At 40.5% G+C, this 23,273-nt stretch carries 15 protein-coding genes; 12 read left to right on the forward strand and 3 right to left on the reverse strand.

Translation table 11 applies throughout. From position 1 onward, the window contains the following. Window positions 1-3: 3 nt before the first annotated feature. The 3 genes from SKA34_RS05955 to SKA34_RS05965 all read right to left on the reverse strand — a co-directional run bounded on the left by SKA34_RS05955 (window position 4) and on the right by SKA34_RS05965 (window position 6,525). Window positions 4-3,801, reverse strand: coding sequence for an RHS repeat domain-containing protein (locus tag SKA34_RS05955; RefSeq protein ID WP_006644593.1), 3,798 nt, complete (start codon window positions 3,799-3,801; stop codon window positions 4-6). A 73-nt stretch (window positions 3,802-3,874) separates the two neighbouring features. Next, window positions 3,875-5,068, reverse strand: coding sequence for a hypothetical protein (locus SKA34_RS05960; protein ID WP_006644594.1), 1,194 nt, complete (start codon window positions 5,066-5,068; stop codon window positions 3,875-3,877). A gap of 263 nt (window positions 5,069-5,331) precedes the next feature. Beyond that, on the reverse strand, window positions 5,332-6,525 hold the full coding sequence (locus SKA34_RS05965) for a hypothetical protein (RefSeq protein WP_006644595.1): 1,194 nt from the start codon (window positions 6,523-6,525) through the stop codon (window positions 5,332-5,334). 478 nt (window positions 6,526-7,003) lie between these two features. On the opposite strand from SKA34_RS05965, the gene SKA34_RS05970 reads away from it, so the two are divergent. The 12 genes from SKA34_RS05970 (at window position 7,004) to SKA34_RS06020 (ending at window position 23,201) form a co-directional block, all read left to right on the forward strand. Continuing rightward, the gene (locus SKA34_RS05970) at window positions 7,004-7,534 is read left to right on the forward strand and encodes a helix-turn-helix domain-containing protein (RefSeq protein ID WP_232284225.1); all 531 of its coding nucleotides are present in this window, start codon (window positions 7,004-7,006) and stop codon (window positions 7,532-7,534) included. A gap of 2 nt (window positions 7,535-7,536) precedes the next feature. Further along, window positions 7,537-7,959: a hypothetical protein gene (locus tag SKA34_RS05975; RefSeq protein ID WP_006644597.1), complete on the forward strand. Its 423-nt coding sequence runs from the start codon at window positions 7,537-7,539 to the stop codon at window positions 7,957-7,959. Between the two features lie 48 nt (window positions 7,960-8,007). Then, complete coding sequence (locus SKA34_RS23505) at window positions 8,008-8,562, forward strand: hypothetical protein (RefSeq protein ID WP_006644598.1); 555 nt, start codon at window positions 8,008-8,010, stop codon at window positions 8,560-8,562. A gap of 61 nt (window positions 8,563-8,623) precedes the next feature. Then, complete coding sequence (locus tag SKA34_RS05980) at window positions 8,624-10,504, forward strand: Ig-like domain-containing protein (protein ID WP_232284226.1); 1,881 nt, start codon at window positions 8,624-8,626, stop codon at window positions 10,502-10,504. A gap of 299 nt (window positions 10,505-10,803) precedes the next feature. Further along, complete coding sequence (locus SKA34_RS05985) at window positions 10,804-11,985, forward strand: DUF3103 family protein (protein WP_006644600.1); 1,182 nt, start codon at window positions 10,804-10,806, stop codon at window positions 11,983-11,985. A 1,495-nt stretch (window positions 11,986-13,480) separates the two neighbouring features. Beyond that, window positions 13,481-14,044 carry a hypothetical protein gene (locus SKA34_RS05990; RefSeq protein WP_006644601.1) on the forward strand — a complete coding sequence of 188 codons (564 nt, stop codon included), beginning with the start codon at window positions 13,481-13,483 and terminating at the stop codon, window positions 14,042-14,044. An 882-nt stretch (window positions 14,045-14,926) separates the two neighbouring features. Next, window positions 14,927-15,490, forward strand: coding sequence for a hypothetical protein (locus tag SKA34_RS05995; protein ID WP_006644602.1), 564 nt, complete (start codon window positions 14,927-14,929; stop codon window positions 15,488-15,490). A 212-nt stretch (window positions 15,491-15,702) separates the two neighbouring features. Continuing rightward, window positions 15,703-16,086, forward strand: a complete 384-nt coding sequence (locus SKA34_RS06000; protein WP_006644603.1) for a hypothetical protein — start codon at window positions 15,703-15,705, stop codon at window positions 16,084-16,086. Beyond that, window positions 16,083-18,815 carry a TcfC E-set like domain-containing protein gene (locus SKA34_RS06005; protein WP_006644604.1) on the forward strand — a complete coding sequence of 911 codons (2,733 nt, stop codon included), beginning with the start codon at window positions 16,083-16,085 and terminating at the stop codon, window positions 18,813-18,815. Before SKA34_RS06000 ends, SKA34_RS06005 begins: the two co-directional genes overlap by 4 nt. Before the next feature lie 9 nt (window positions 18,816-18,824). Further along, window positions 18,825-19,577 carry a hypothetical protein gene (locus tag SKA34_RS06010; protein ID WP_006644605.1) on the forward strand — a complete coding sequence of 251 codons (753 nt, stop codon included), beginning with the start codon at window positions 18,825-18,827 and terminating at the stop codon, window positions 19,575-19,577. Further along, a complete protein-coding gene (locus SKA34_RS06015; protein WP_006644606.1) occupies window positions 19,577-20,605 on the forward strand; it encodes a hypothetical protein in 1,029 nt (342 codons plus the stop codon). The genes SKA34_RS06010 and SKA34_RS06015 overlap by 1 nt, the downstream gene beginning before the upstream one ends. Window positions 20,606-20,624: 19 nt before the next feature. Next, the gene (locus SKA34_RS06020) at window positions 20,625-23,201 is read left to right on the forward strand and encodes an Ig-like domain-containing protein (RefSeq protein WP_232284227.1); all 2,577 of its coding nucleotides are present in this window, start codon (window positions 20,625-20,627) and stop codon (window positions 23,199-23,201) included. The last annotated feature ends 72 nt before the right edge of the window (window positions 23,202-23,273 follow it).

A 23,273-nucleotide genomic window follows, 5' to 3' on the forward strand; every position in this document is an offset into this window, starting at 1 on the left:
GGTTTATCCTTCACCATAAGGTGTGTAGCTACGTGTCTCCTTTGATCTGTTAGAGGTGTTATCCTGCTCGCTCAATGTTTCAACGATACTGCCTTGGCTATTACCAAAAAGTATTTGGTTTTTCGTATTTTTGCCTTGAGAAACGGTTCTGCTGATTAATCCTTTTGCTGGTCTGTGATAACTAGAATGAGCGCCGTTTGAAAACTCATTCGATAACATATCATTACAGTAGAATAAATAAATTAACGAGTCTTCGACAGTTTGAGAAACAACACGTCGATGAGCATCGTATGTATAACGAGAAAGCTCTTTACCATTGTTTCCTTTAACTGAAGTCACTTGATTTAATGTGTTGTAGCTATAAATATTTCCTTTTTCATCATTAAGAAGGTTACCTGCAACGTCATAACGTAATATTACTTCTGCCGGGTAGCTTGGATGTGAATTCTTGATAGAAATCAACCTGACAGGATTATTTGGGTCATAGGTATAAATGCAAGTATTCACGGTGTTACCGAAAAATCGGCTTACAACTTTTGTAATATTTCCATAGATATCGTGGTTAAATTCTTGCTCCATTAGCTTATTGCCGACGTCATCTAAGGGTTGGTGTGGTCCATCACAACGGTAATTAATTAAACGATACAAGTCGTCGTAACGAAAAGTTTCTGTCGTCTGTCCATTTGTATCTCGGAAAGATCGCATCTCTAACAGCATACTCTCATTGTACTGTTGTTCGATCGTAAACTCTTCAACACCATTAAATCGTGCGATTCTTGATATTTCCAAACCAACTCCATCGAAAACAAGTTCTACAACTGCTTCATCGTTTTTATAGCGAGTTGTATATTTATATGCTCGGCTATACTGATCGTAATCAATATAGGTAGACGTATCTTGATCTGACACAGTGTCATTGATTGAAGCGATACGACCGAGAGAGTCATATTGATAAACCGTTTTATTACCGAAAAAATCAGTTTTTTCACAAAGTTTACCTAACAAAGAATATTGATAGCTTGCTTGTCTATTCGTACCATCATTTAATTGAATCTTCTCTTTTATTAGACGACCCATTGAGTCAGTCGTATATGTATTTTCCGAACCCTGATTAATAGAATAGTTTAGGTCAGCTGTTTCTTTGTCGTATTGATATATATTCGTCATCTCTTGTTGGCCTGGAATAGAAATACTATCCGGCTTATTCAAATATATATTTTGCAATATGTTGACCGTATTATTATCGGGCATTTTGATGTGCTCTGGATTAGTTTCAGCACCCTTATAAGAATATGATTTTGAACCGCCGGCAGAAACCTCATTTTTGACTCGGAGTAGGCCATCAAATTCCCGAAAACCGACCTCAATATTGTTAACGCTCGAATGACAAACGGCGGGGCTACTGGTGAACTCCGGATATGAGAACGATTCAATAATACTTTCGCCATCTATTTCTCTTTGTGTCTCATAGATACGGTCAAAATTATCGTATCTGTGTTCTATAACCCTTCCTAACGTATCGGTAACAAAACGAAGATTACCAAAACCATCATAATCAAAAACCGATGTGGCACGGAGGCTACCTTGGCCATCATGTGTTTCTTTTCTCACCTCTAATCCTGAAAGATTATGAATTGTTGTTTGGGATAATAATCCAACTTGACGTTGTATTGTTTTCAGTTCAATCGGATCTTGAGTTATGATTTCTTGTCTTCCGTCCTGATGCATAACAGTATTAATGTTGCCATATACATCATAGGTAAATTGCATGCCAACAGTGATCGGTGAGTTATCAATCCAATCCGTATCAAGTTGTTGTTTTAGCAAACCAAATTCGTCATATTGGTATTCGTGAATCACACGTAGGTCATCATCCGTACTCCCCATTTCCACGCTTATAAGTTTGCCTGCATTATTCATATTTTGAACAACAACATTCCCCTTTGTATCAGTAACCTTGACTGAGTTATTTCCACTTTCAAACTGGTAACTAAACACTTTACTTGCTTCATAATCAGTATCTGGAGCGACAACTGAAGACGTTTGTCGTCCTAAAGAATCATACTGTGAACGGATTACAACGCCCTGACTGTTCATCGCTTCAATTTCATGACCGAAGAAATAGTCCACACATTTACTTTCTGTAAAAGTAATACCATCATAAGTGGTAGTTTGCAGTGTGGTCTTGAGGTCACTCAGATTAAAATCATAACGATAAAGAATTTGACTGCTAAACTGATTAACCACCGTCGTTTCAACTCGTAATCGGCCATATTCAAAAATATTTGATTTATCCTCATAATAATCATAAGACTTTGAGCAATTATCTTTATTCATTTCATAAGGAACGATGAAATAATTTTTACCATCATTAAGACAAGGGAGTGAACGATATGTCATGATAGTTTTACGTTCTTGCTCATCATCAGCCGTTTTTACAGGAATCACGATCTCCTCTTTAATAAGAGAAACCATCCCATGCGGATCTGCGGGACAAAGCGATCCTTCACCAGAGGCAGGATAATAGTTCCATATGACTTTAGATCCATCAACATGGGATTCCAGTGTCTGGTTACCAAACTCATCAAAATTATATTGCTTAGTAAAAGAACGTTCAGAGCCATTAAAATAATGCGTTGTTGTTTGTTCTTTCAAAAGAGAATATGTTGCTGGCTGACTTTCAATACCCAGTTCGAGATCTGCAAAATATTGATAATTTTCTCTTTTATATAAATTGTTATTATCAAAATAACTGGCGCATTCTAGTAAGTGATACTTGTTATACTCTCGTATAGTGACTTTACTCTCATTCACCGTTTCTGTTGTTGTATATCGATAATCGTTATCGCTCTTAAATAACGTGTCTTCGCCTGCAATCCAAGCGCGATCGCAACCAAACCCAAGATAGTTTTTGTCTGAATATTCATAACAAGAATAATGAACAGCTTGTTGAACCCCAGGATTAATCGTGTGACTCAATACACAAGGTACACTTGAAAGGGGAGCATCTAAGGGTAAAAGCTGCCCTTTATCTAAATAATTTATATCTTCAATTAAACCTGAAGCGTGAACAATTTTTTCAATCACATCGTAGTCAGCACTAGCAATATAACGGTAGTCAAAAGTTGCTGGATCATTTAACTCAGGAAAAATAATACTAGAAAGCCGTTTATAATTTCCATTACCTGTTTTTCTCATAGTAAAGCGTTGATAGACCTTACTATCTAGAACTTGTTCAACGGTTGTTTCCCAATCATTAGACCACCAGTCAATAATAATTTCCCGACCTGCGTTATCAAAAACATGCCACAATACTTGTTGAAGGTTGAATTCACTATAATCAAAATTCACTTCTAAGCCTGATGGAGAAACGACCTTCTTAAGAATACCTGTTTCCCAATCAAGAAATTCCTTGATACCAGTCTTATGTAAAACAGTAATTTCCTTAGTCTCATCTAAATATAAAACACGAATATCTTTTAGTTTTCGATAAGGAATATCATACTCGCCAAGATCTTCATTATATTCAAGTTGAAAAGATTGTCCGGTTGAAAGTAATAAAGTGTTTTTATCTTTATTAAAACGGCTTAATGAGATAGACCAGCCGCGACCAAAACCGATATCATTATTACTTGATGCATCGTATGAAAGCTGGACAGGAACAATATGCCCACTATTTTTGTAACCGATAAAGTGACCAAGACTAAAAGAAACTGAAAATGAACCAGTTCTTACATCGACACCGGATGAAAGACTTTCAGAAAAATTAAACGCATTACTTATTAAATTTGAATCAGACATGTGGATTCCTTATAAAATATATCTAATTAAGCTGACAATAATTAAATATGGTTAGCTTAAAATAAAAAATAAATTAAACTAATTTTAATTCACGGTAATCAGATGAATAACCGTAACCGTTTATTAGGCCCATAATAAAGCTTAATTCTGATGTTGTACCATATATATCAGTGACCTTGAGAGTATTTGAAGGACGGGTTATCCATGTAACGTTATTAACGTTGTACACATATTCTGGTGCGACTTGCCAGAGTTCACCAATGTTTTGACATCTGTAATAATGCTGATCATAAATACCCCATGGAAATGTTTGTTCGGCACATAAGTTATAATGCCACTGATTTTCTTTAAGCAAGAATTTGTCCCCTTTAAGTATTTGGGTGACAAAGGTTGTAATATAGTTTTTTTCATTTTTACGATCATAAGGGATTGGTAACTCTTTAGTCGTACCCCAAGTGCTATGTAGTCCGGTATTTTCAACAAACTTAACTGAAGTTTGATAAGAATCGCTTTCAAGCCAACTTGCAACTTGTGATACTTGTGAAGGTAGATTTTTAACATAATTTTCAAGAACAAATGCATTTTCTGCATAGATAGCATCATCGCCTTTATGCCAACTATCACTTTCTACACTTAGAATACGAGGAGTATTCGGTTTTTTCATTAGTGTTTGTTCTCTTATTTCAATAGTGTCTTCCCATTTATCCAATAGAGGTGAGTCAGCCCATGAAGTAAGATTAAAATCCTCTTTACCCAAATAATGAGGTGCAATTGCATTGATATAAACGAATGCATTGCTTGTTTGTGAGTTACAGGTGGACTTTTTCGTCTCAACACCGTCTTTTATCGCTGTCGCTTCAACACAGACTGAAATACTAACGGGTATTTCATCTTCGGTTGATATATAACGGTGAGCCGTCATACTGTCCGACACCGAAATTGATGACGATAAATTATCAATCTGATGAAGATATTGGTTAGAAGTATCACTAATCTTCCATCCTTCTAATTCATCTTCTGTATTCAATTGTTTTAAATGGATGTCTTTTAATTCATAGCCCGGTGCTAGGTCATAAATGATATCCAATTTAGCTTGCATATTTCCATTCGCAAAAATATTTACTTTTGATGTACCATCTGAAGCAAAAATTTTTAAATTTTTAAAACCCGAATCGGGTGGTCCCGCATTTAGTTCTTGAGCATGACTGACGTTGAAGCAAGTCGATAAAGCAACAAGTAATGGCATGGTTGTTTTTTTACTGAACATAAATCCTCTTTTTATAAATATATAAAAGTTTTAAAATGTATCTTTAATCACACTTTGAAATACTGTGAAGATCTAAAAATATAATCAAGTAGTGTGTAATTAAAATTATTGTCGAATTTGTTATTTAGCAAATAAAAGTCATTAAAAAAAATTTTATAATTAAAATCGTTACTTATTAATTTTTAATCAGTCATGCAGATTACTTATAAAAAATATCTATTAATTCAGACCATGATTAAATATGGTCTGAATAAAGTTAAAAATTAATTTATTAATTGTAATTCACGGTAATCGGATGAATAACCGTAACCGTTTATTTGACCCATACCAAAGCTTAATTCTGATGTTGTACCATATATATCAGTGACCTTAAGACTATTTGAAGGACGGGTTATCCTTGTTACATCTCCAATAGGTTGCTCAGTTTCTGGTGCGACTTGCCAGAGTTCACCGATGTTTTGACATGTGTAATAAGGGTTATAAGCAGCATGCCACCATACATCTTCGGTACATAAGTTATATTTCCAAACCTTATTTTTAACCAAGAATTTGTCCCCTTTAAGTATTTGGGTGACAAAGGTTGCAATATAGTCTTTTTCATTTTTATGAGCATAAAGAATTTCTGCCTGTTTAGTTGTACCCCAAAAGTTATTCCGTCCGCAATTTTCAATAAACTTAACAAAAGTTTCATAATTAGAGTTTTCAAGCCAACTTGCAACTTGTGACACTTGTGAAGGTAGATTATTCACATAATTTTCAATAACAAATGCATTTTCTGCATAGATAGCATCATCGCCTTTATGCCAACTATCACTTTCAATATTTAGAATACGAAGAGTATCTGGTTTTTTCATTAGTGTTTGTTCTTTTATTTCAATAGTGTCTTCCCATTTTTCCAATAGAGGTGAGTCAGCCCATGAAATAAGATCAAAATCCTCTTTACCCAAATAATGAGGTGTAATTGCATTGATATAAACGAATGCATTGCTTGTTTGTGCGTTACAGGTGGACTTTTTCGACTCAACACCGTCTTTTATCGCTGTCGCTTCAACACAGACTGAAATACTGTTGGGTATTTCATCCTCGGTTGATATATAACGGTGAGCCGTCATACTGTCCGACACCGAAATTGATGACGATAAATTATCAATCTGATGAAGATATTGGTTAGAAGTATCACTAATCTTCCATCCTTCTAATTCATCTTCTGTATTCAATTGTTTTAAATGGATGTCTTTTAATTCATAGCCCGGTGCTAGGTCATAAATGATATCCAATTTAGCTTGCATATTTCCATTCGCAAAAATATTTACTTTTGATGTACCATCTGAAGCAAAAATTTTTAAATTTTTAAACCCTGAATCGGGTGGTCCCGCATTTAGTTCTTGAGCATGACTGACGTTGAAGCAAGTCGATAAAGCAACAAGTAATGGCATGGTTGTTTTTTTACTGAACATAAATCCTCTTTTTATAAATATATAAAAGTTTTTAAATGTATTTTTAATTGCATCTAGAAATACCTTGAAGAATAAAAAGATACTCAAGTAGTGTGCAATTAAAATTATTATCGAATGTATTGTTTAGCAAATAAAAGTCATTAAAAAAAAATTTATAATGAAATGATTTTTTTATAAAAAAGGAATAATAGATTAATAACTAATTTATCGATTAAAAAAACTAATCTTAATTGAAAAATTAATTTGTTGACTTATGCTAAAAAAAACATGAATTTTTTAAAAAGATAAATACTATTAAGAACCACTAAAAAAAAATTAATTAGCATGATCCACTTCTATAAAAAATACGAAACGTGCAAGTAATAAAAATTTCATTGATCCACGTCAAAAATAATTGTCTTATTTTTGAATAAGTATATAATTCGTTCATTCTTTACCCAATAAAGAATCAGTTACTGATTTATATGGTTTTGTTTTAGTGGCTAAGGATCAACCTCAAAGAGAACACATAATCATAACGGAAAATAAAATGAACTCTTCACAAAGATATACTGTAGATTTTTACAACTATGAGTTAATGCTACCTGATGGCAGACTTAATAAGCTTGCTAAAAGTGAGGTATTAATCATTGAGCATTTCATCATTAATAAATGTGAATATATTAACTCTAAAACATTAGTTGAAGTAGGCTGGCCTAAAAAGGTGGTTGGTACCAATTCTTTATCGGTAGCAATATCTAATATAAGAAGACAATTCGAAAGAAAAGATATTATCGCTTACTCTAAAAATATGGGTTATAAAATCAATGAAGAACTTGATTTAGAACTAGTAAAAGATAATGAAAGTATTACGGATAAGCCTATTGATATTGAACTAAAGTCAAACATATCGGCGACTGATATCGATAAGAGCTTTTTTTCAAAAGTAATGAATACAGGTTTTTTATTAGTCTTATTACTTCTGATTATCGATTCATTATCATTAACATTATTTTTTAAAGTTATTTAATTATGAAGCATAAGTTATTGATTTTATTTCTTTTAGTTGTTTTGTTTTTTTCAGTTTCTCCTTTAATTTTCGGTTTAGCGTGTGATTCACAGTTTTATTTAAAAAAAGGTAAAGATTTATACATAGGGCAGTGTCACTTTGGAGTTGTTGAAATTTATCAAGTAAAAGATTTTGGACGCGATCACAGTGCCGACGTTGTGCATTATAAGGGTATATTTATGCAATTATTTTCAAAAGCGGCAATTTATGTCAATTCAGTAGCTGAGCAAGCACCGGTTAATGATATTCAAACGATTAAAGAAATTGTCAATATACGTAATGATAGATTTTATAAATTTGAAATATTAAATGAAAACTCATGCAACGTAGAAGTGAAACTGGAGAATGGAAATACATGTAAAATCAATAAGTTTATCCCTGTTTAACTAAATTAACACTCATCGGTATTTTGTAACACTCATTGGCATATAGTAATGAAGAAAAAAAATTGTAATGTTTTTTCGATACGTTTTTGTTTATTAGCAATGTTAGCGGGCTGCGGAAATGGTAACTCACCGTCTCCGCCTGTTCCCCCAACGCCACCAAGTCCGACGGTTAAAACACTCGCTATGGATGGGTTCAGTGTTGTGCAACCTTCAGTTAAGACGCGTGTAAATGTAAGCAACTTTGTTCGTGGCGATGAAATTAGCCTGAACAATGCGACAGTAAACGGTAAAGGATGTAGCCAACCTGAAATTTCAGGTTTAAATATTATATTAACCGCGCAGCAGGGGGCGTACTGTGATTACCAGTACACCGCCAAGCAAGCGGGCAGCCCAAGCACGCGGGTGCATTTACAGGTGTTGGCCACCTCGGCGAGCCAACCGTTATTGCCGCCGATGTCCGGTGCGATGACCTTAAATGACGATGCGAAAGCCTTTGATGTGGCGGCGTTATTGGGCAGCGACTGGCAAGCAGGCGATGCGATAGTGGCTGATTCTGTGTCCGTACAGGGCATGGAAGGGGAACCAAGGCACCGCTGCGCTTGATGGCACCACCATTACCTTTACGCCGCCTGCCTTAGCAGGGTGGAACCGGGTGGTGTTCACGGTGAAAAACAGCCAAAGCGGTGATGACAAGCTTGGGGTGATTTACATCACGTTCTCTGATATGGCTAACCAAGCCCCGATCATTGCGCAACCGAAATACGACATTAATGCCAATAACCCGGCGATAACTGCGCGCTCGGGTGAATCGCTGACGTTGGATTTATCTCAGCTCACAGATTTAGGGATCACCGATCCGGAAGGGGGCGATTGGCAACTGGTGGAAGTGAAAAGCTTCACCGCCGATGTATCACCGGCAGATAAAGACGCGATCACCAACAAAGCGTTCATGTTCAGCGCAGGGACGGTGGGGGATCATTACATCAGTTACATCGTGGCGGATGAATACAACGGGTTCACTTCCGGGCTATTAAAATTGCACGTGGCGCCGAACGAGCACCCAGCAGGGTGGTCGTCATTGGTGGATGACAACAACCACACCTTCACTGCGCCCGAGTTGTACTCCAAGGTAGATGCGCAAGGGTACAAAGTGAGCGCGGTGTGGGACAACACGGTGTCGGATACCTTAGCCGGTTTTGATGCCAAATCCGGTGATTTGTACTGTCAAAGTCAGGGGCTATTACCGACCGTGTCGGATTTAGCGGCGTTACGTCAAGCGCACCTGAACGGCGAGGCGTTAGCGGAGGATTTAGCTCAGTGGCCGCTAGAGAAAACGTATTTAGCGTTAGACGGTGACAGCGTGAAAGGGTTTAACTTCACCACCGGTCACGCCGACGACTATGACCCAAGTACCCCGTATTACGTCACGTGTTTAGCGAACAACGAAATGACGTTAAACATGAAGCGTTTCAGCGTGGTGGCGAATGGGGACAGCGTGGTATTAGCGACGGTGACCCAGCCGACAGGGGGAAAGGGGATCACGCTTGAGAAGTTAAGCGGCAGCTTGTCGGATAACGACGTGAACATCAGCACCGATAGTCAAGGTAAGGTGACAACGCTGACCACGACTAGTACAAAAGCCGGGAGCTACCGTTTTAAGGTGACAGACAACGGGGATGCAGACAATGCGCTGACCAGCCCAGAGGTGACCTACCTTGCTGATGCAGACACAGCGGCGTTCCCCGACGAGACGGGGTTAGTGGTGACCAAAGATAAGGCTGCCGCAGACGGAAAAGCGCAAGATACGTTACAAGTGACGGTGGAAGATGCCAACGGTAACCCAGTGGCAGGATTACCAATCATGGTTGAAGTTGAGGGCAGTGATTCTGTAACTTTTAAAATTTCACCGTCAATGACGGATAAAGATGGGCATGTGACCATATTGGTTAGTGACAGAAAAGTAGGTTCCGTTGATATAACGGCACATACCACACGTCCTAGTGGGGAACGGATTGATTCCGAGGTGGAAAGTATTAACTTCACCGATATAGATCATTCTGGCGGTTTCCCTTGTCCGGAAGGTGGGTTTGCTTGTCTACCGGTATTAAAGTCACAACAACATAGTGGAACATGGTACACACCGGATCCTGAAACCAACTATATGAAGAAAATTAGTTACCTAACTTTCACCGATGGCTCGGTTGGTGAAAATGGTCATCATGGAATATCGGGTTTTTATGGCACGTTATTTAGTCATAACCATGCCCAAATGTGGTGTCAAAAACTGGCTGACGATGGCTTTGAAGGTCGACATAATTGGGCATTACCGAATGAAGAACAATTGCAATCGTTGTATTCAGAGTTCAATTACATTGATCCAAATAATGCGCTCTTTACGACCAAACAATGGCCAACAAGCAAACATTATTGGACGAATGAAGCGAAGCCAGTGAGATTTTCTGAAGTAGATTTAAGCGATGGAGCCGTGTATTTGAATAATAATCTTCAAAATATCTATGTGTCTTGCGTTTCGACGCAAGAATAAATAATAGTATTATTAGATAAAAGTAAGATAAAGCGGTCATACAGGCCGCTTTTTTATTTGTAAATGACAATTTAATTGTTAACGTAAATAACGCTAACTTTATAGTCTAACCGCCCATTGATTTGTTGGTAATTATTAATAAATTTATCCATTTAAATCGTAAAACTGTCTTATTGTTTAAAGTGTGAGAGAGTTTTAATAATCTAAAAAGAGTACGGTTTTTTACTTTTACATTTTAGTTTTATCGATAATCTTATTGCTCAGGATAAATGTTCTAAATCTATTTTGAGGAACAACGAATGAAATTAAACGGTTCTTTTAGAGCGGCTTTGCTGATCGCATTAGTGAGTTTTCAAGTAAATGCTCAAGCCCAAATCCCTTTGGATATTGCACAGCGAAGTGCCGAATATAAACAATCCATCGCATTACAATTAAGTACACATTATCATGAAATAGAATCCTCGTTATTGTCTCAGATTAACGAAACAAAGCTTGCTGCACCTTTAAGTACCCTGATAACACGAAATAAAAGTGAGATATTCAGTACTAATATCGAAAAAGTTGAACATGATTATCTTCTTTTAAAAGGAATCAATGGCCATGGCAAAGATATTTTGGAAGTACGTCTAGCTGATCCGAATATGATAAAAAGTTGGAAGAACGGAAAAAAACCGTTTTTTGCTTTTGAACCTGCTGGTGATGATGCTAACTGGACAGCCATAGAAGCATACGATGTCGATGGTCAAATACATACATTCGATGTTTATGAGATGCCAAATGTCCCTGTGTTCGTGGTTGATGCAAATAATCAATATGAATTGCGAGCTGGCCTGAAAACCATGCAAGAAGAAATGAACAAATTAGGTCAAAAGTCTGTGTTATTGCTGCCTGATTCACAAAAATCACTGGATATTGCAAGCATTAACCGGTCGGCTTTAAAAAATCCTCAGGAAAAAACGCTCAGTACGACCCAATTAACAAAAATTCGTTTGAATTACGACAATGAACCTTGGATTACTGGTAAAGCAGAAGTATACGCAATCATTACAGGTATTGATGCTAGCCGAGCCACACCGCAAATTGATTTAGTAGAAATGCCATACCTTGATTATGATGGTCAGGACTACTATCCAGAACAAACAATGATTATTTGGCCAAGATACCGTTGGGGTGCGGTGGATCTGATTCTTATGGAGCAAGATGACGGGACTGATTACAAAGCATTAGCTAAATTAATCGTAGAAGCGGCAGACGAAATTCTGAAAATGATACCTAATCCGGAAGTGCAAGGGTATACAGTGATTACGCAGATAACGAGTAAAATCATAGATATAATACCGGATGGGGCATTGACTAATGACGATGATCATATTGATACCTTTTATACCATAATGCAGAATACATCATATATTGATAGGCCAGGGGCATCAGGTAATGCCATTGCTACCTTTAAGCCGATAGTGATCTCTCCAACCAAATAATTCTTACTATACTGTTTAAAAAGAACATTTATCCGTCTTATAGAAATCGCGTGAATTTCGATATTGTCGACTTCCAGCGAGCGAAACAGAAGCTTCGACTGAACAAAGCGCTGCGTAGCCACTAACCACGAAAGAGAGTTGTAAAAGAGCACCTAACTTTAATTTTGCTAAAATTATCACCAAATAAAGATGCATTATTTTACATCAGCATGCATACACTATACATCTCTGTATCCATTTATACAGTTAATGAGGTTGTAATGAGGCAGTGTCCTAGGTGCAAATCTATTAAAATCCACAAAGAAAAATGGCGAGAAGCTATTATAAACGATTTTAAAAATTGTAAGGTTGCAGGTGTAAGTAAAACGGGCAATTTGATGTGCGATGATTGTCGATTTACTTCTTCTCCTCAATGTTTTACTAAAAAAGATCCTTAATTATTTTTTCATCATATTTTATAGCTTATAGGCGAGATATTTCCGAACTAATATATTCAGCCAAGTTCAATCGATATTTAGGTATTAATAAAAAGTCTAGCAGTCATTTAAATGTGCGAAAATTATCACAGTACAGTTTATTTAAATACCTTATTATGTTTTTTCTACAAAAGATGAGTGTTTAAAATTAAAGTAAAAACCCACTATCCATCTGTAGTGGGTTTTTTTTATTAAAAGATGATGAGTTAACTTCTTTTTACTCAATAAATGTTGCTCATAACTTTTATGCTTTCTTTAACTCTCACTGATATATCTTAATCACTGTAGCATTGCTATCAACCCTGTGAATGCGCACCGCGCAAATAATAGCCCTACAACAAAACTTGCCATTATAGATGACGGCGAGGATCTACTTACGTACACTAATTGTTACTATCTGCTTTCTATATTTTATCTAGCGGCACTTTTTAATTTTCATTGTCCTATTAATATTACTTCAGTTAACCTTAACCTATGAGACCTTGCTTACCGTTTATTTTTCAGATAAACGGTTTAATCATCACCACATGGCATAAAATATTATTTGATGTGGAAAAATACCAAAGGTGCAACATTTTACCCAAATGAAAGTATCACCCCACAAAGTAATTAACACCAATATTCAAGGTCGCTTCATCAACGGCCATGAATGAATGGCGAAAATCACCTTAAAACACCCCTAAATTATTGCTAACTCTTTCAATTTATTTTGATTTCACTTGATGTCTTTGGGTCAATACAAGCTCAAAACCACGTCGCAGACTAAAATATCACTAAAAACGATTCTTTGAGTGTTTTTATCTTTCTTTTTCGTCTTTTATTTCGGTGTTTGAAAATTTATTTTAATTGTTATTCAACGGCTTACTTTTTGGTTTTTCTGAAAAAATTAAAAAGAACAAGGGCGGGGATATTTTAGTTCCGTCTCTCTGTGATTTCTCTATTATCGCTGCCGTCAAGGGCGAATGATTCCTCCCATTCTCTCTTGGACCAATAATGAATTTTTAATAGAGAAATAAACAATGAAAAAAGAACTATTAGCAGTAGCACTATTATCGACACTTGGTATGGCAGCCACGCAGGCGATGGCAAAAGGCTATACGCCAGGTCATGCAAGTTTTCAGTGGGCAGGTACCGTACCCGCTCAAACAGACCCAGGTGACAATTACTTAATCGTAGGCGCAGGCTCAACGACTGACTTTAATAACGGCCAGTTAGTGTTTGAAAACACTAATAAAGGTGTCCAGTTGACGAACTCATCAACCATGAGCTTCAAAGTCGTGAAGCACGATAGCAAGTCTGGTGACGAGTATGACCCAACAAAAGACATCGAGCCATTGGGTTACAGCGCGACGTTGACAGACCTAGAAGTGGGTATCAATGGTTTCATGTCACAAGATGGCGCAGAGGCGTTTGCTGTTAGCGTTGATGGCGTGAACAAGAACGTGAATGATTCGATCTCAAAGACGTCGGATTCAAACACAACCAACCTAAAAATTGTGAAAGGCCAGGGCACTAATACGCTACAGGCAGCAGACAACGTTGTGGTACAAGCCGTGCTTGCTATCGCACCGACAGAAGCATAAGAACAACGCTACAACAATGTTTACTGCTATGGATGGCGGTAACATTGAGTCATACATTCCAATTGTTACTCCCTGCTCGATACCCTCTTATTTACTCGCTCCTCTTTTATCTTCACTTTCCCATCAATATTCATTCCGCTTAGCTTATTTCACATCAGTGATATTGCTTAACGTCACGTAGCATTCTGTTACCAAGGGCGTTGGTGAGAAATAACCTTGAAAAACGTGATGGGGAGTCATGTCATGCCTACGTATTGCACATCAGTTAAACAGTGACAGCAAAAGATAACCCAGAATCATACTCGAGATGGCGTTGAATCAAACTCAGTATAGCCATCAACATAAGGGGGTGCCCCTTTTCAAAGCAGATAGATCAGCCATACATAGAATGTCTATAAAATGTTATTTGGGAATGTTGATACACGTCAACGCAACAGCGTGTACAAATGAAAGTATCACCCCACAAAGTAATTAACACCAATATTCAAGGTCGCTTCATCAACGGCCATGAATGAATGGCGAAAATCACCTTAAAACACCCCTAAATTATTGCTAACTCTTTCAATTTATTTTGATTTCACTTGATGTCTTTGGGTCAATACAAGCTCAAAACCACGTCGCAGACTAAAAATATCACTAAAAACGATTCTTTGAGTGTTTTTATCTTTCTTTTTCGTCTTTTATTTCGGTGTTTGAAAATTTATTTTAATTGTTATTCAACGGCTTACTTTTTGGTTTTTCTGAAAAAATTAAAAAGAACAAGGGCGGGGATATTTTAGTTCCGTCTCTCTGTGATTTCTCTATTATCGCTGCCGTCAAGGGCGAATGATTCCTCCCATTCTCTCTTGGACCAATAATGAATTTTTAATAGAGAAATAAACAATGAAAAAAGAACTATTAGCAGTAGCACTATTATCGACACTTGGTATGGCAGCCACGCAGGCGATGGCAAAAGGCTATACGCCAGGTCATGCAAGTTTTCAGTGGGCAGGTACCGTACCCGCTCAAACAGACCCAGGTGACAATTACTTAATCGTAGGCGCAGGCTCAACGACTGACTTTAATAACGGCCAGTTAGTGTTTGAAAACACTAATAAAGGTGTCCAGTTGACGAACTCATCAACCATGAGCTTCAAAGTCGTGAAGCACGATAGCAAGTCTGGTGACGAGTATGACCCAACAAAAGACATCGAGCCATTGGGTTACAGCGCGACGTTGACAGACCTAGAAGTGGGTATCAATGGTTTCATGTCACAAGATGGCGCAGAGGCGTTTGCTGTTAGCGTTGATGGCGTGAACAAGAACGTGAATGATTCGATCCCAAAGACGTCGGATTCAAACATAACCAACCTAAAAATTGTGAAAGGCCAGGGCACTAATACGCTACAGGCAGCAGACAACGTTGTAGTACAAGCCGTGCTTGCTATCGCACCGACAGAGGCTTAATCGTCGCTTTATGTGTGAAAAACCACCACAGCTTTCGGGCAGTGGTGGTTTTCTATTTTAAAAATTAAGCATTGAAATAGTTAGGATATATGAGCCCTTATCAATTCATTAATTTATCCATCTTGTGTTTTTGTTTAGTGGGACACAACGCAAATGCCACACAGATACCAAAAACCTTCACGCCAGCAGTGACCATATTCAAGGATAACAATATGGGTGACATTGAAATTATTGGTAAGAGGGATTATGTGTCTTCCTATGATACAAAATCACAGGCATTCAAACCATTACATATTGATTTTGAGGTAAAAAGTCGCTCGGGTGATAACGTTAACTACTCCCTCACGTTACCAGTTTCACAGCACTATTGCATCAACAGTACGGGTGAATCCGATGCCTTGAACGGTTTATCTTTTACCTTAGATGGCCAACCGTTTGCGCCCAAAGACAGCGATGAAGCGGGACATGACGGACAAAGATTTAATGGCAGTGATGATCAACACCACCTTGAGGTGCGCTACCCGACATTACCGCAAACAGACAACAATCAGCAGTGTTACGGCACGATAGGGCTATCTGCAGAGGTAGTATTATGAAACAGACGTATCTCGCGTTAGTCATTGCAGGCTTACTCCATAGCCTGCCTGTCATGGCTGCGCCATCAAGCCATGAAGCCTACCCATCCGCGTTCTCTGACTTTTTTGAAGAGCAGTCGCAACGCATTGATGTGGAAGTAGCAGGGGCGGCGTCATCGGTGAATGTGGCTTCCTCTGTGACGTATGAAACCTATCGAATCGATGCTGGGGCGTCGGTAACGGCATTGAGTGAGTATTTACGCCAACAACACCTTTCACCGGTGGCAGTGAGCGCGATCATCGCAACCTTACAACAAGGCATACAAGCTAACCCACATTGTCAGGGTGAATTAGCCCTATGTGTGCCAACGGTAAAAACTGGCCATGCGGAGTATGTGTATGATTTTGATAATAGCAAACTCCGTATTTTTGTCTCTCCCGAGATGCTGACAAACAAAACGGGCAAGGTGGACTATTACCCAGAAAAACGGGAAAACAATGCATTAATCAACTACTCCGATGCGTATGTTTATACCGATAGTGACAACAACAGCAACGTAAACTGGACCAACAACGCGGTGCTCGGTTTACCTTATGGTTACCTGTCGGTGGATTCGCAATATGTGTCAGAAGACAGTGATTTACACATATACCGTGCAGCGTATGACCTTGACGTGCAAAACAAACACGTCGTGATAGGTTATCAGGATCGCAATACCCGTTCGTTAAACAGTACCGACTTTTTAAGCTACGGTGCCAATTATGCCGGTGTGAGGGCAACGGTCGGGTCGAGCCAAAACTTGGTCAAAGGTAACCATAAAGCGCTCCAACGTATTCACTTCTTTGCGCCACAAGATGCGCAATTAGAGGTTTACCAAGGCGACCGTTTACTGCTTGATAAAATTGTGGCTCAAGGGGAGCAATCCATCGGTTACGACGCTCTGCCTAGCGGGATTTACACCATTACCTTGGTATTAAAACAAGGTAAGAACGAAATTCTTAGAGAGCAGCGTCAGGTTGTGAACACGGATCAGTTCTCCATCAACGTCGGTGACTGGGACTACCGCCTTGAATCGGGCGTCTTAGATAACATCGACAACACGGACATTGATGAGCGTCATCACCTGACAATAACCGACAGCGATAGAACCTATGTCCGCGGGGCGGCATCGTACCGTTTTTCTGAAAATACCTTGCTCGGTATTGGCGCGACGTCCAACACCGATGACAGCGAGCTGCAATTGGGTACCGCTTGGATCATTGGTGGCAAGGTGAATGTTAGCTACACCGGCGCGTTGTTTAACACCGGTGAACGTTACCAAAACGGTGTCATCGGGATCGGTCCGCTTTCTACGTCTTATCGGACCGTGAGTTTGGACAATACACCGCATCCGTTGTCGCGTTTGTTATTTGGTGATCAAGACTATACCGAATGGAGTGTGAACTACACAACCGCCTTACTCGGTGGCAATGCTTTTGTGAGTTATTTTAATTACGTCACTGATGATAAAGACAACAACAATGAAGCCAGTAGTCACAACTTGTCGCTCAGTTGGTCACGCAACTTACCGGTGGGGACGTTAAGTATCAACAGCACATACAGTGAGTATAACGATCAACATAACGCGGTTAATACCACCGTCGCGTGGCGTTACGACTTTAACGATAGCTTCAGTACCCTTACGGCAATGGCGTTTAACGATACGGATATGGCCTACAGCGAGCAAAGTGCGACGTACAGTCATATCGACGACAACAACATCTTGTCAGCGACAGCCGGTGTCAAACTGGGTCAACAAGCGGAGCGTGAGAGTGATTTATCTGTCACCGCAAGCGGCAGTACTGACAGGTTTAACTACAGTGGCTACGGTTACATCGATTCACGGGGTGAACGTTCACTGTCAGGCAATATCAGCAGCACCCAAGTGCTGTCGAGCGAAGGCGGCATGATAACGTCAGAGCAAGGCCAATCGTTTGTGGGCATCGCCCCAACGTTAAAGGGGAACCCATCGCGCACCGTGCCTGTGCACTATGGGCTGAGTAAAAACGGGGAATACCGCTATGAAGACAACGTAGAGACCAACAGCACCACATTACTGAATATTGACCCATACACCGACATCAACATTAATTTGGATGCGGAATCGGAAAACGTATTGGTTGATAACACCCCGTATCAACATTTTATGATGCCGGGGATGTACCACAGTGTGAACACGGAAGTGACACCGTTGCAAAGCCATGTGTTTGTTTTAAACAACTTATACGGTCAGCCTATTACCGGCAGTGTGCACTGCTTAGGGGACGGGTGTCAGTCAGTCGAACAGCTGTCTGATGATGGGGTATATCGGGTTAATTACGCCAAAGAGGCGACTTTTAAATTGATCACCCAGAAAAACGTGTGTGTCTATTCACCATTGGAATCTTTGAAGACCTATTCCCAAGCGTATTGTCTACCGGGGCTTAACGACGAAGAAGAAAACATCCCGTGGGATCAGCAACAACAGCTTAAAGAAGAAGACAACACATTGTTATATGTCGGTAAATTTACAGACCTTGAAGACGGCAAAAAAGTCGTTACTCGGTTAAAACACGTCGGCTTAGACGTGACGAGTGTGGACATTGGTGACAGCGAATACATTTATGTTCGTCTTCAAGAGAAATATACCATCGCACAACAAAGTGTACTTGATAATTTACATTCATTCGTTGTTGTTGACAGTGCGCAAAGCGCTGCACCAACTGTATAAGGTAACAAAATGAAAACGAACACAAAAATACTTGGGGCAATCATGATGGCAGTGGCCCCCCTGTCCAGCCATGCCATTGGGATTGATAGCATGATGGGCTTTGCAGACAACGGCAAAGGGCATTTCACCATCACTAACTCAGAAGATTACCGTCAGTTTATTCAGGTAGCGATGAGCAAGGTGACGACCCAAGACGGCCAGTTTGTCAAAACCCCGTTAACGCGACATAACTTGTCGGATTGGGATATCACTGTGCGCCCAGCGCGCACCGTGATTGATCCACAATTACAAAAAGACTTTGACGTGAGCTACCAACCGAAAGCGGGGGCCGATAAAACTAAAGATCACATGTACCAAGTGACGTTTGTGCCGACCCCGTATTTCGCCAAAGGCAAAGCCAACAAACATGCGTTGCAGGTCGCCGTTGGGTTTGCGCCGTACTTCATTGTACCGGCAGAAAAAGACGCCCCGTTGAACTACGACATGACGTTTAAAGGCAAGACGTTCCATTTACATAACTATGCAGACACTTACCTGCATGCGGTGTTAGACACCTGCCCAACCGGGACCGTCGGCAACGATCGCGATGCGTGTAACAAAGTGCTGTATGCCGTTGCAGGTCGAGATCTTAACGTTACGCTACCGAAAGGCATGCAAAACGCAGCGAGCATGAAAGTCAGCCTGTCTACCCATCACATGACGTACAAAGACGACATGATCCTCAAGTCAGGTCAAACCCTTAGTACGCATAAGGGGGCATAATGAAACTGTCACGCGTAGCCAGTGTGTTACTGGCCCTGTGGTCGATGGCCGGTCATGCCGCCGATATAGAGGGGCATTTAGTGGGTGAAAAGTTGCAGTGGCGCTCCGCGACCTCCGTCGCCGGTGGCATTACTCCGGCCTTGTGGGATCTGCCGATCAATTTACCGACCGGCAGTAGTGTGATCCCGGGGGGGGTGCAAAACGCGCAAACCCCCTTGACGTTACACGGTCCAGACGGGGTGGCAGTGCAAGTGCCGCTGTCGATAAGTGGTATTGAATACCGTTTATCCAGTGTCAATGGCCAAGAGCCCGTCACCGGCACCGCACACACCACCATCAGTGGTGACATGGCGCAAACCCTAGGCACGGGCACAGGGGATGTCAACGTCATTTTGAGTCACGACGAAGCGCCTTTTACGCATTATCGACCGGTATTAAAACCGATCGATGCGGCTGCGCTAGCGCAAGCCTTTAAACAGGCGAAAGCGACGCAGGGCACGTACAGCGGTAACGTGAACATAACCGTGCCCTATGACTACTACCGTGACGGGGTCAGGGTGCGCAATACCTTGGTGATGCCGCTACACGTGGTGGTGGTTTACCAACCGGCGACCTTAGATGACATTCAGGTACAAGGGGATGGGGTGATTGCGGCAGAGTATCACGGTTATCACAAGGTAAGCGGACAAACCATGTATACCGTGACCGCCACCGGTAATTTCCCGAATGGGGTGTTAATGGGGCTACAACCGCATACCGACGGCCAGTTCCATCTCACCTCGACCGAACCTGATAGCGGTGAGATCAACTATAACCTGACCTGTGTCACCGGCTGTGATACCCAACAGTTAATTGTGAACGGTGTGGCAAAGATAGATAACAGTGATCACAAAGCCACTATCTTGGCGCCTAACCCGACGCAAGCACAAGCGCGGTTAAAGGTAGATTTTAATAATCAACCGATGGACACGCTCAAGAGCGGGACGTACCGAGACACCTTTGTCTTGATGTTTGAAGCCGGCTTATAACCGACAACAACGCGCTTGAATGAACAACAGATACCACCTGCGAGCAAGAAAACGGCTCGCGATTTTAATGAGTGAAAAGAAAATGAAAAAACACACGTTTCGTTTGCACACCTTAGGTGCGTGCATTGCGGTCTTACTCACCGGCTGTGGTGGGGGCAGTGATGGCAGCTCGCCGTCGCCTGTGCCGCCGAGCCCCCCGACACCCACGGTAAAAATGTTGGCGATGGACGGGTTCAGTGTCGTCAAGCCGGGGGTACGTTCGCAGGTTGACGTGGCAAACTTTGTGCGCGGCGATCAGATCCAGCTGAGTGATGCCACAGTCACCGGAAAAGGGTGTGGTCAACCGGGCATTAGTGGTTTGGGCTTGACGCTAACCGCGCAACAGGGGGCGCACTGTGATTACCAGTACACCGCCAAGCAAGCGGGCAGCCCAAGCACTCGGGTGCATTTACAGGTGTTGGCCACCTCGGCGAGCCAACCATTATTGCCGCCGATATCCGGTGCGATGACCTTAGATGACGATGCGAAAGCCTTTGATGTGGCCGCGTTATTGGGTAGCGACTGGCAAACAGGCGATGCGATAGTGGCAGACTCTGTGTCCGTACAGGGCATGCAAGATAATGAAGGCAAAGCTACAGTTAATAGCGATGGTACCGAAATTACTTTTACGCCTCCCGAGTTAGCAGGGTGGAACCGGGTGGTGTTCACGGTGAAAAACAGCCAAAGCGGTGATGATAAGCTTGGGGTGATTTACATCACCTTTTCTGATGTGGCTAACGAGGCCCCGACCATCGCGCAACCGAAATACGACATTAATGCCAATAACCCGGCGATAACGGCGCGCTCGGGTGAATCGCTGACGTTGGATTTATCTCAGCTCAAAGATTTAGGGATCACCGATCCGAATGGTGGCGATTGGCAACTGTTGGAAGTGAAGAGTTTTACTGCCGACGTGTCACCGGCAGATAAAGACGCGATCACCAACAAAGCGTTCACGTTCAGCGCAGGCACGGTGGGGGATCATTACATCAGTTACATCGTGGCAGATGAATACAACGGGTTCACTTCCGGGCTATTAAAACTGCACGTGGCGCCGAACGAGCACCCAGCCGGGTGGTCGTCATTGGTGGATGGCAACAAGCACACCTTCACGGCGCCCGCGTTGTACTCCGAGGTAGATGCGCAAGGGTACAAAGTAAACTCGGTGTGGGACAACACGGTGTCGAATACCTTAGCCGGTTTCGATGCCAAATCGGGTAACCTTTACTGTCAAAGCATGGGGGTTTTACCGACCTTGTCGGATTTAGAAAAATTTCGTCAATTCCATATTAATGATGATGGTTTAGACGAAGACTTATCTAAATGGCCTTTTGGTAACGATTATTTGGTCTCTGATAATGGAGTTATTAAAGTATTTGATATGCAGTCTGGCATTACTGACGTTTATAAAAGTGATACGTCTTATATTGTGACTTGTATGAAGAGAGCAGATATTTCGCTCGATATGATAACTCAAAAAGTGGTTGCAAATAATCAATGGGTTGATTTAGCCTCTCTGAAATTACAAAACAGTGACACAAAAGATATTGAGCTAATTAAAGAAGGAGGAACCTTAGAATTAAATGATGTTAACTTACAACTGAATAAAAAAAGTGACGAAGAATATACAGTTCGAACACTTAGCAGCAAAATTGGATTATTTAGTTTCAAAGTGTACGATCACGATGATACGGATATTCAGTTAACGAGCCCCGTAGTAGAATATGTAGCTGATTTAAATTCTATGGATTTTAGAGGTAAAGATGCTGGCTATGAGATAGTTAGTAATTTTGCTAAGTCAGATGGTAATTTTGTAAACATCATCAAAGCTACAGTAAAAGATGGCAATAACAATCCTGTAAAAGATGTTGACGTTAATATTGATGTATTATCTCAAGCAAGTGAAACGTTCAAACTAGTTCCAGAGTCACATAAAACTGATAACAACGGTGAAGTTCTTCTTAAGTTTACAGATACCGTTCCTGAACGTGTACAGTTAAGAGGTACAATAACGAGACCTAACGGTAACGTTGTTACTTCATCTTCACGAGAAATAGTTTTCTATGATAGACAAAGTGGAGGATATCCGTGTGATGACGGTTCCTATAAATGTTTGCCAGTGGTACATGATAAACAAAATCCAGATATACTCTATACACCAGAAGCTTCACTTGAATTTGGAAAGACTATTAATTTCAATCGAGATGTTCATGTTTCCGGACAAGGTATGAATGATGGTCTTCCTGACTTTATTGCGTTGAGATTAACCTTTGCTCAGGGTGCTGAATTTTGTAAAGCTTTGGCAGATAATCAATATTATGGTCGAAAAGATTGGCAAATGGTTGAAGCAAAACCTTTCTCTAATCTAATAAAAGATTATGATTACGAATTTGTAAAATCTTACAATTGGCCCAATTACCAAGGCTATTTTACAAAAACTCCATATGTAGACTTGGAAACTGAATTTTATAGGGTAAGACAAGCAACAGGGGAGATTTATCGCTTTGGAGATCATAATTCGGAAGATGCTGTTCCTTGTGTCTCATATACTCCTTAGTTTAAGATTCTCTACGAGAAATAATTTCAAAAACTAATAATTATAGTATTTAAAAAGCCATTGATTCAACCT

This window comes from Photobacterium sp. SKA34, assembly GCF_000153325.1.
Lineage (GTDB): Bacteria > Pseudomonadota > Gammaproteobacteria > Enterobacterales > Vibrionaceae > Photobacterium.

What these genes read in the sequence shown, in the direction of transcription:
- SKA34_RS05955 (WP_006644593.1), bottom strand. Translation starts at nt 3,801, where the DNA reads ATGTCTGATTCAAATTTAATAAGTAATGCGTTTAATTTTTCTGAAAGT.
- SKA34_RS05960 (WP_006644594.1), bottom strand. Translation starts at nt 5,068, where the DNA reads ATGTTCAGTAAAAAAACAACCATGCCATTACTTGTTGCTTTATCGACT.
- SKA34_RS05965 (WP_006644595.1), bottom strand. Translation starts at nt 6,525, where the DNA reads ATGTTCAGTAAAAAAACAACCATGCCATTACTTGTTGCTTTATCGACT.
- SKA34_RS05975 (WP_006644597.1), top strand. Translation starts at nt 7,537, where the DNA reads ATGAAGCATAAGTTATTGATTTTATTTCTTTTAGTTGTTTTGTTTTTT.
- SKA34_RS23505 (WP_006644598.1), top strand. Translation starts at nt 8,008, where the DNA reads ATGAAGAAAAAAAATTGTAATGTTTTTTCGATACGTTTTTGTTTATTA.
- SKA34_RS05985 (WP_006644600.1), top strand. Translation starts at nt 10,804, where the DNA reads ATGAAATTAAACGGTTCTTTTAGAGCGGCTTTGCTGATCGCATTAGTG.
- SKA34_RS05990 (WP_006644601.1), top strand. Translation starts at nt 13,481, where the DNA reads ATGAAAAAAGAACTATTAGCAGTAGCACTATTATCGACACTTGGTATG.
- SKA34_RS05995 (WP_006644602.1), top strand. Translation starts at nt 14,927, where the DNA reads ATGAAAAAAGAACTATTAGCAGTAGCACTATTATCGACACTTGGTATG.
- SKA34_RS06000 (WP_006644603.1), top strand. Translation starts at nt 15,703, where the DNA reads ATGGGTGACATTGAAATTATTGGTAAGAGGGATTATGTGTCTTCCTAT.
- SKA34_RS06005 (WP_006644604.1), top strand. Translation starts at nt 16,083, where the DNA reads ATGAAACAGACGTATCTCGCGTTAGTCATTGCAGGCTTACTCCATAGC.
- SKA34_RS06010 (WP_006644605.1), top strand. Translation starts at nt 18,825, where the DNA reads ATGAAAACGAACACAAAAATACTTGGGGCAATCATGATGGCAGTGGCC.
- SKA34_RS06015 (WP_006644606.1), top strand. Translation starts at nt 19,577, where the DNA reads ATGAAACTGTCACGCGTAGCCAGTGTGTTACTGGCCCTGTGGTCGATG.
- SKA34_RS06020 (WP_232284227.1), top strand. Translation starts at nt 20,625, where the DNA reads ATGAACAACAGATACCACCTGCGAGCAAGAAAACGGCTCGCGATTTTA.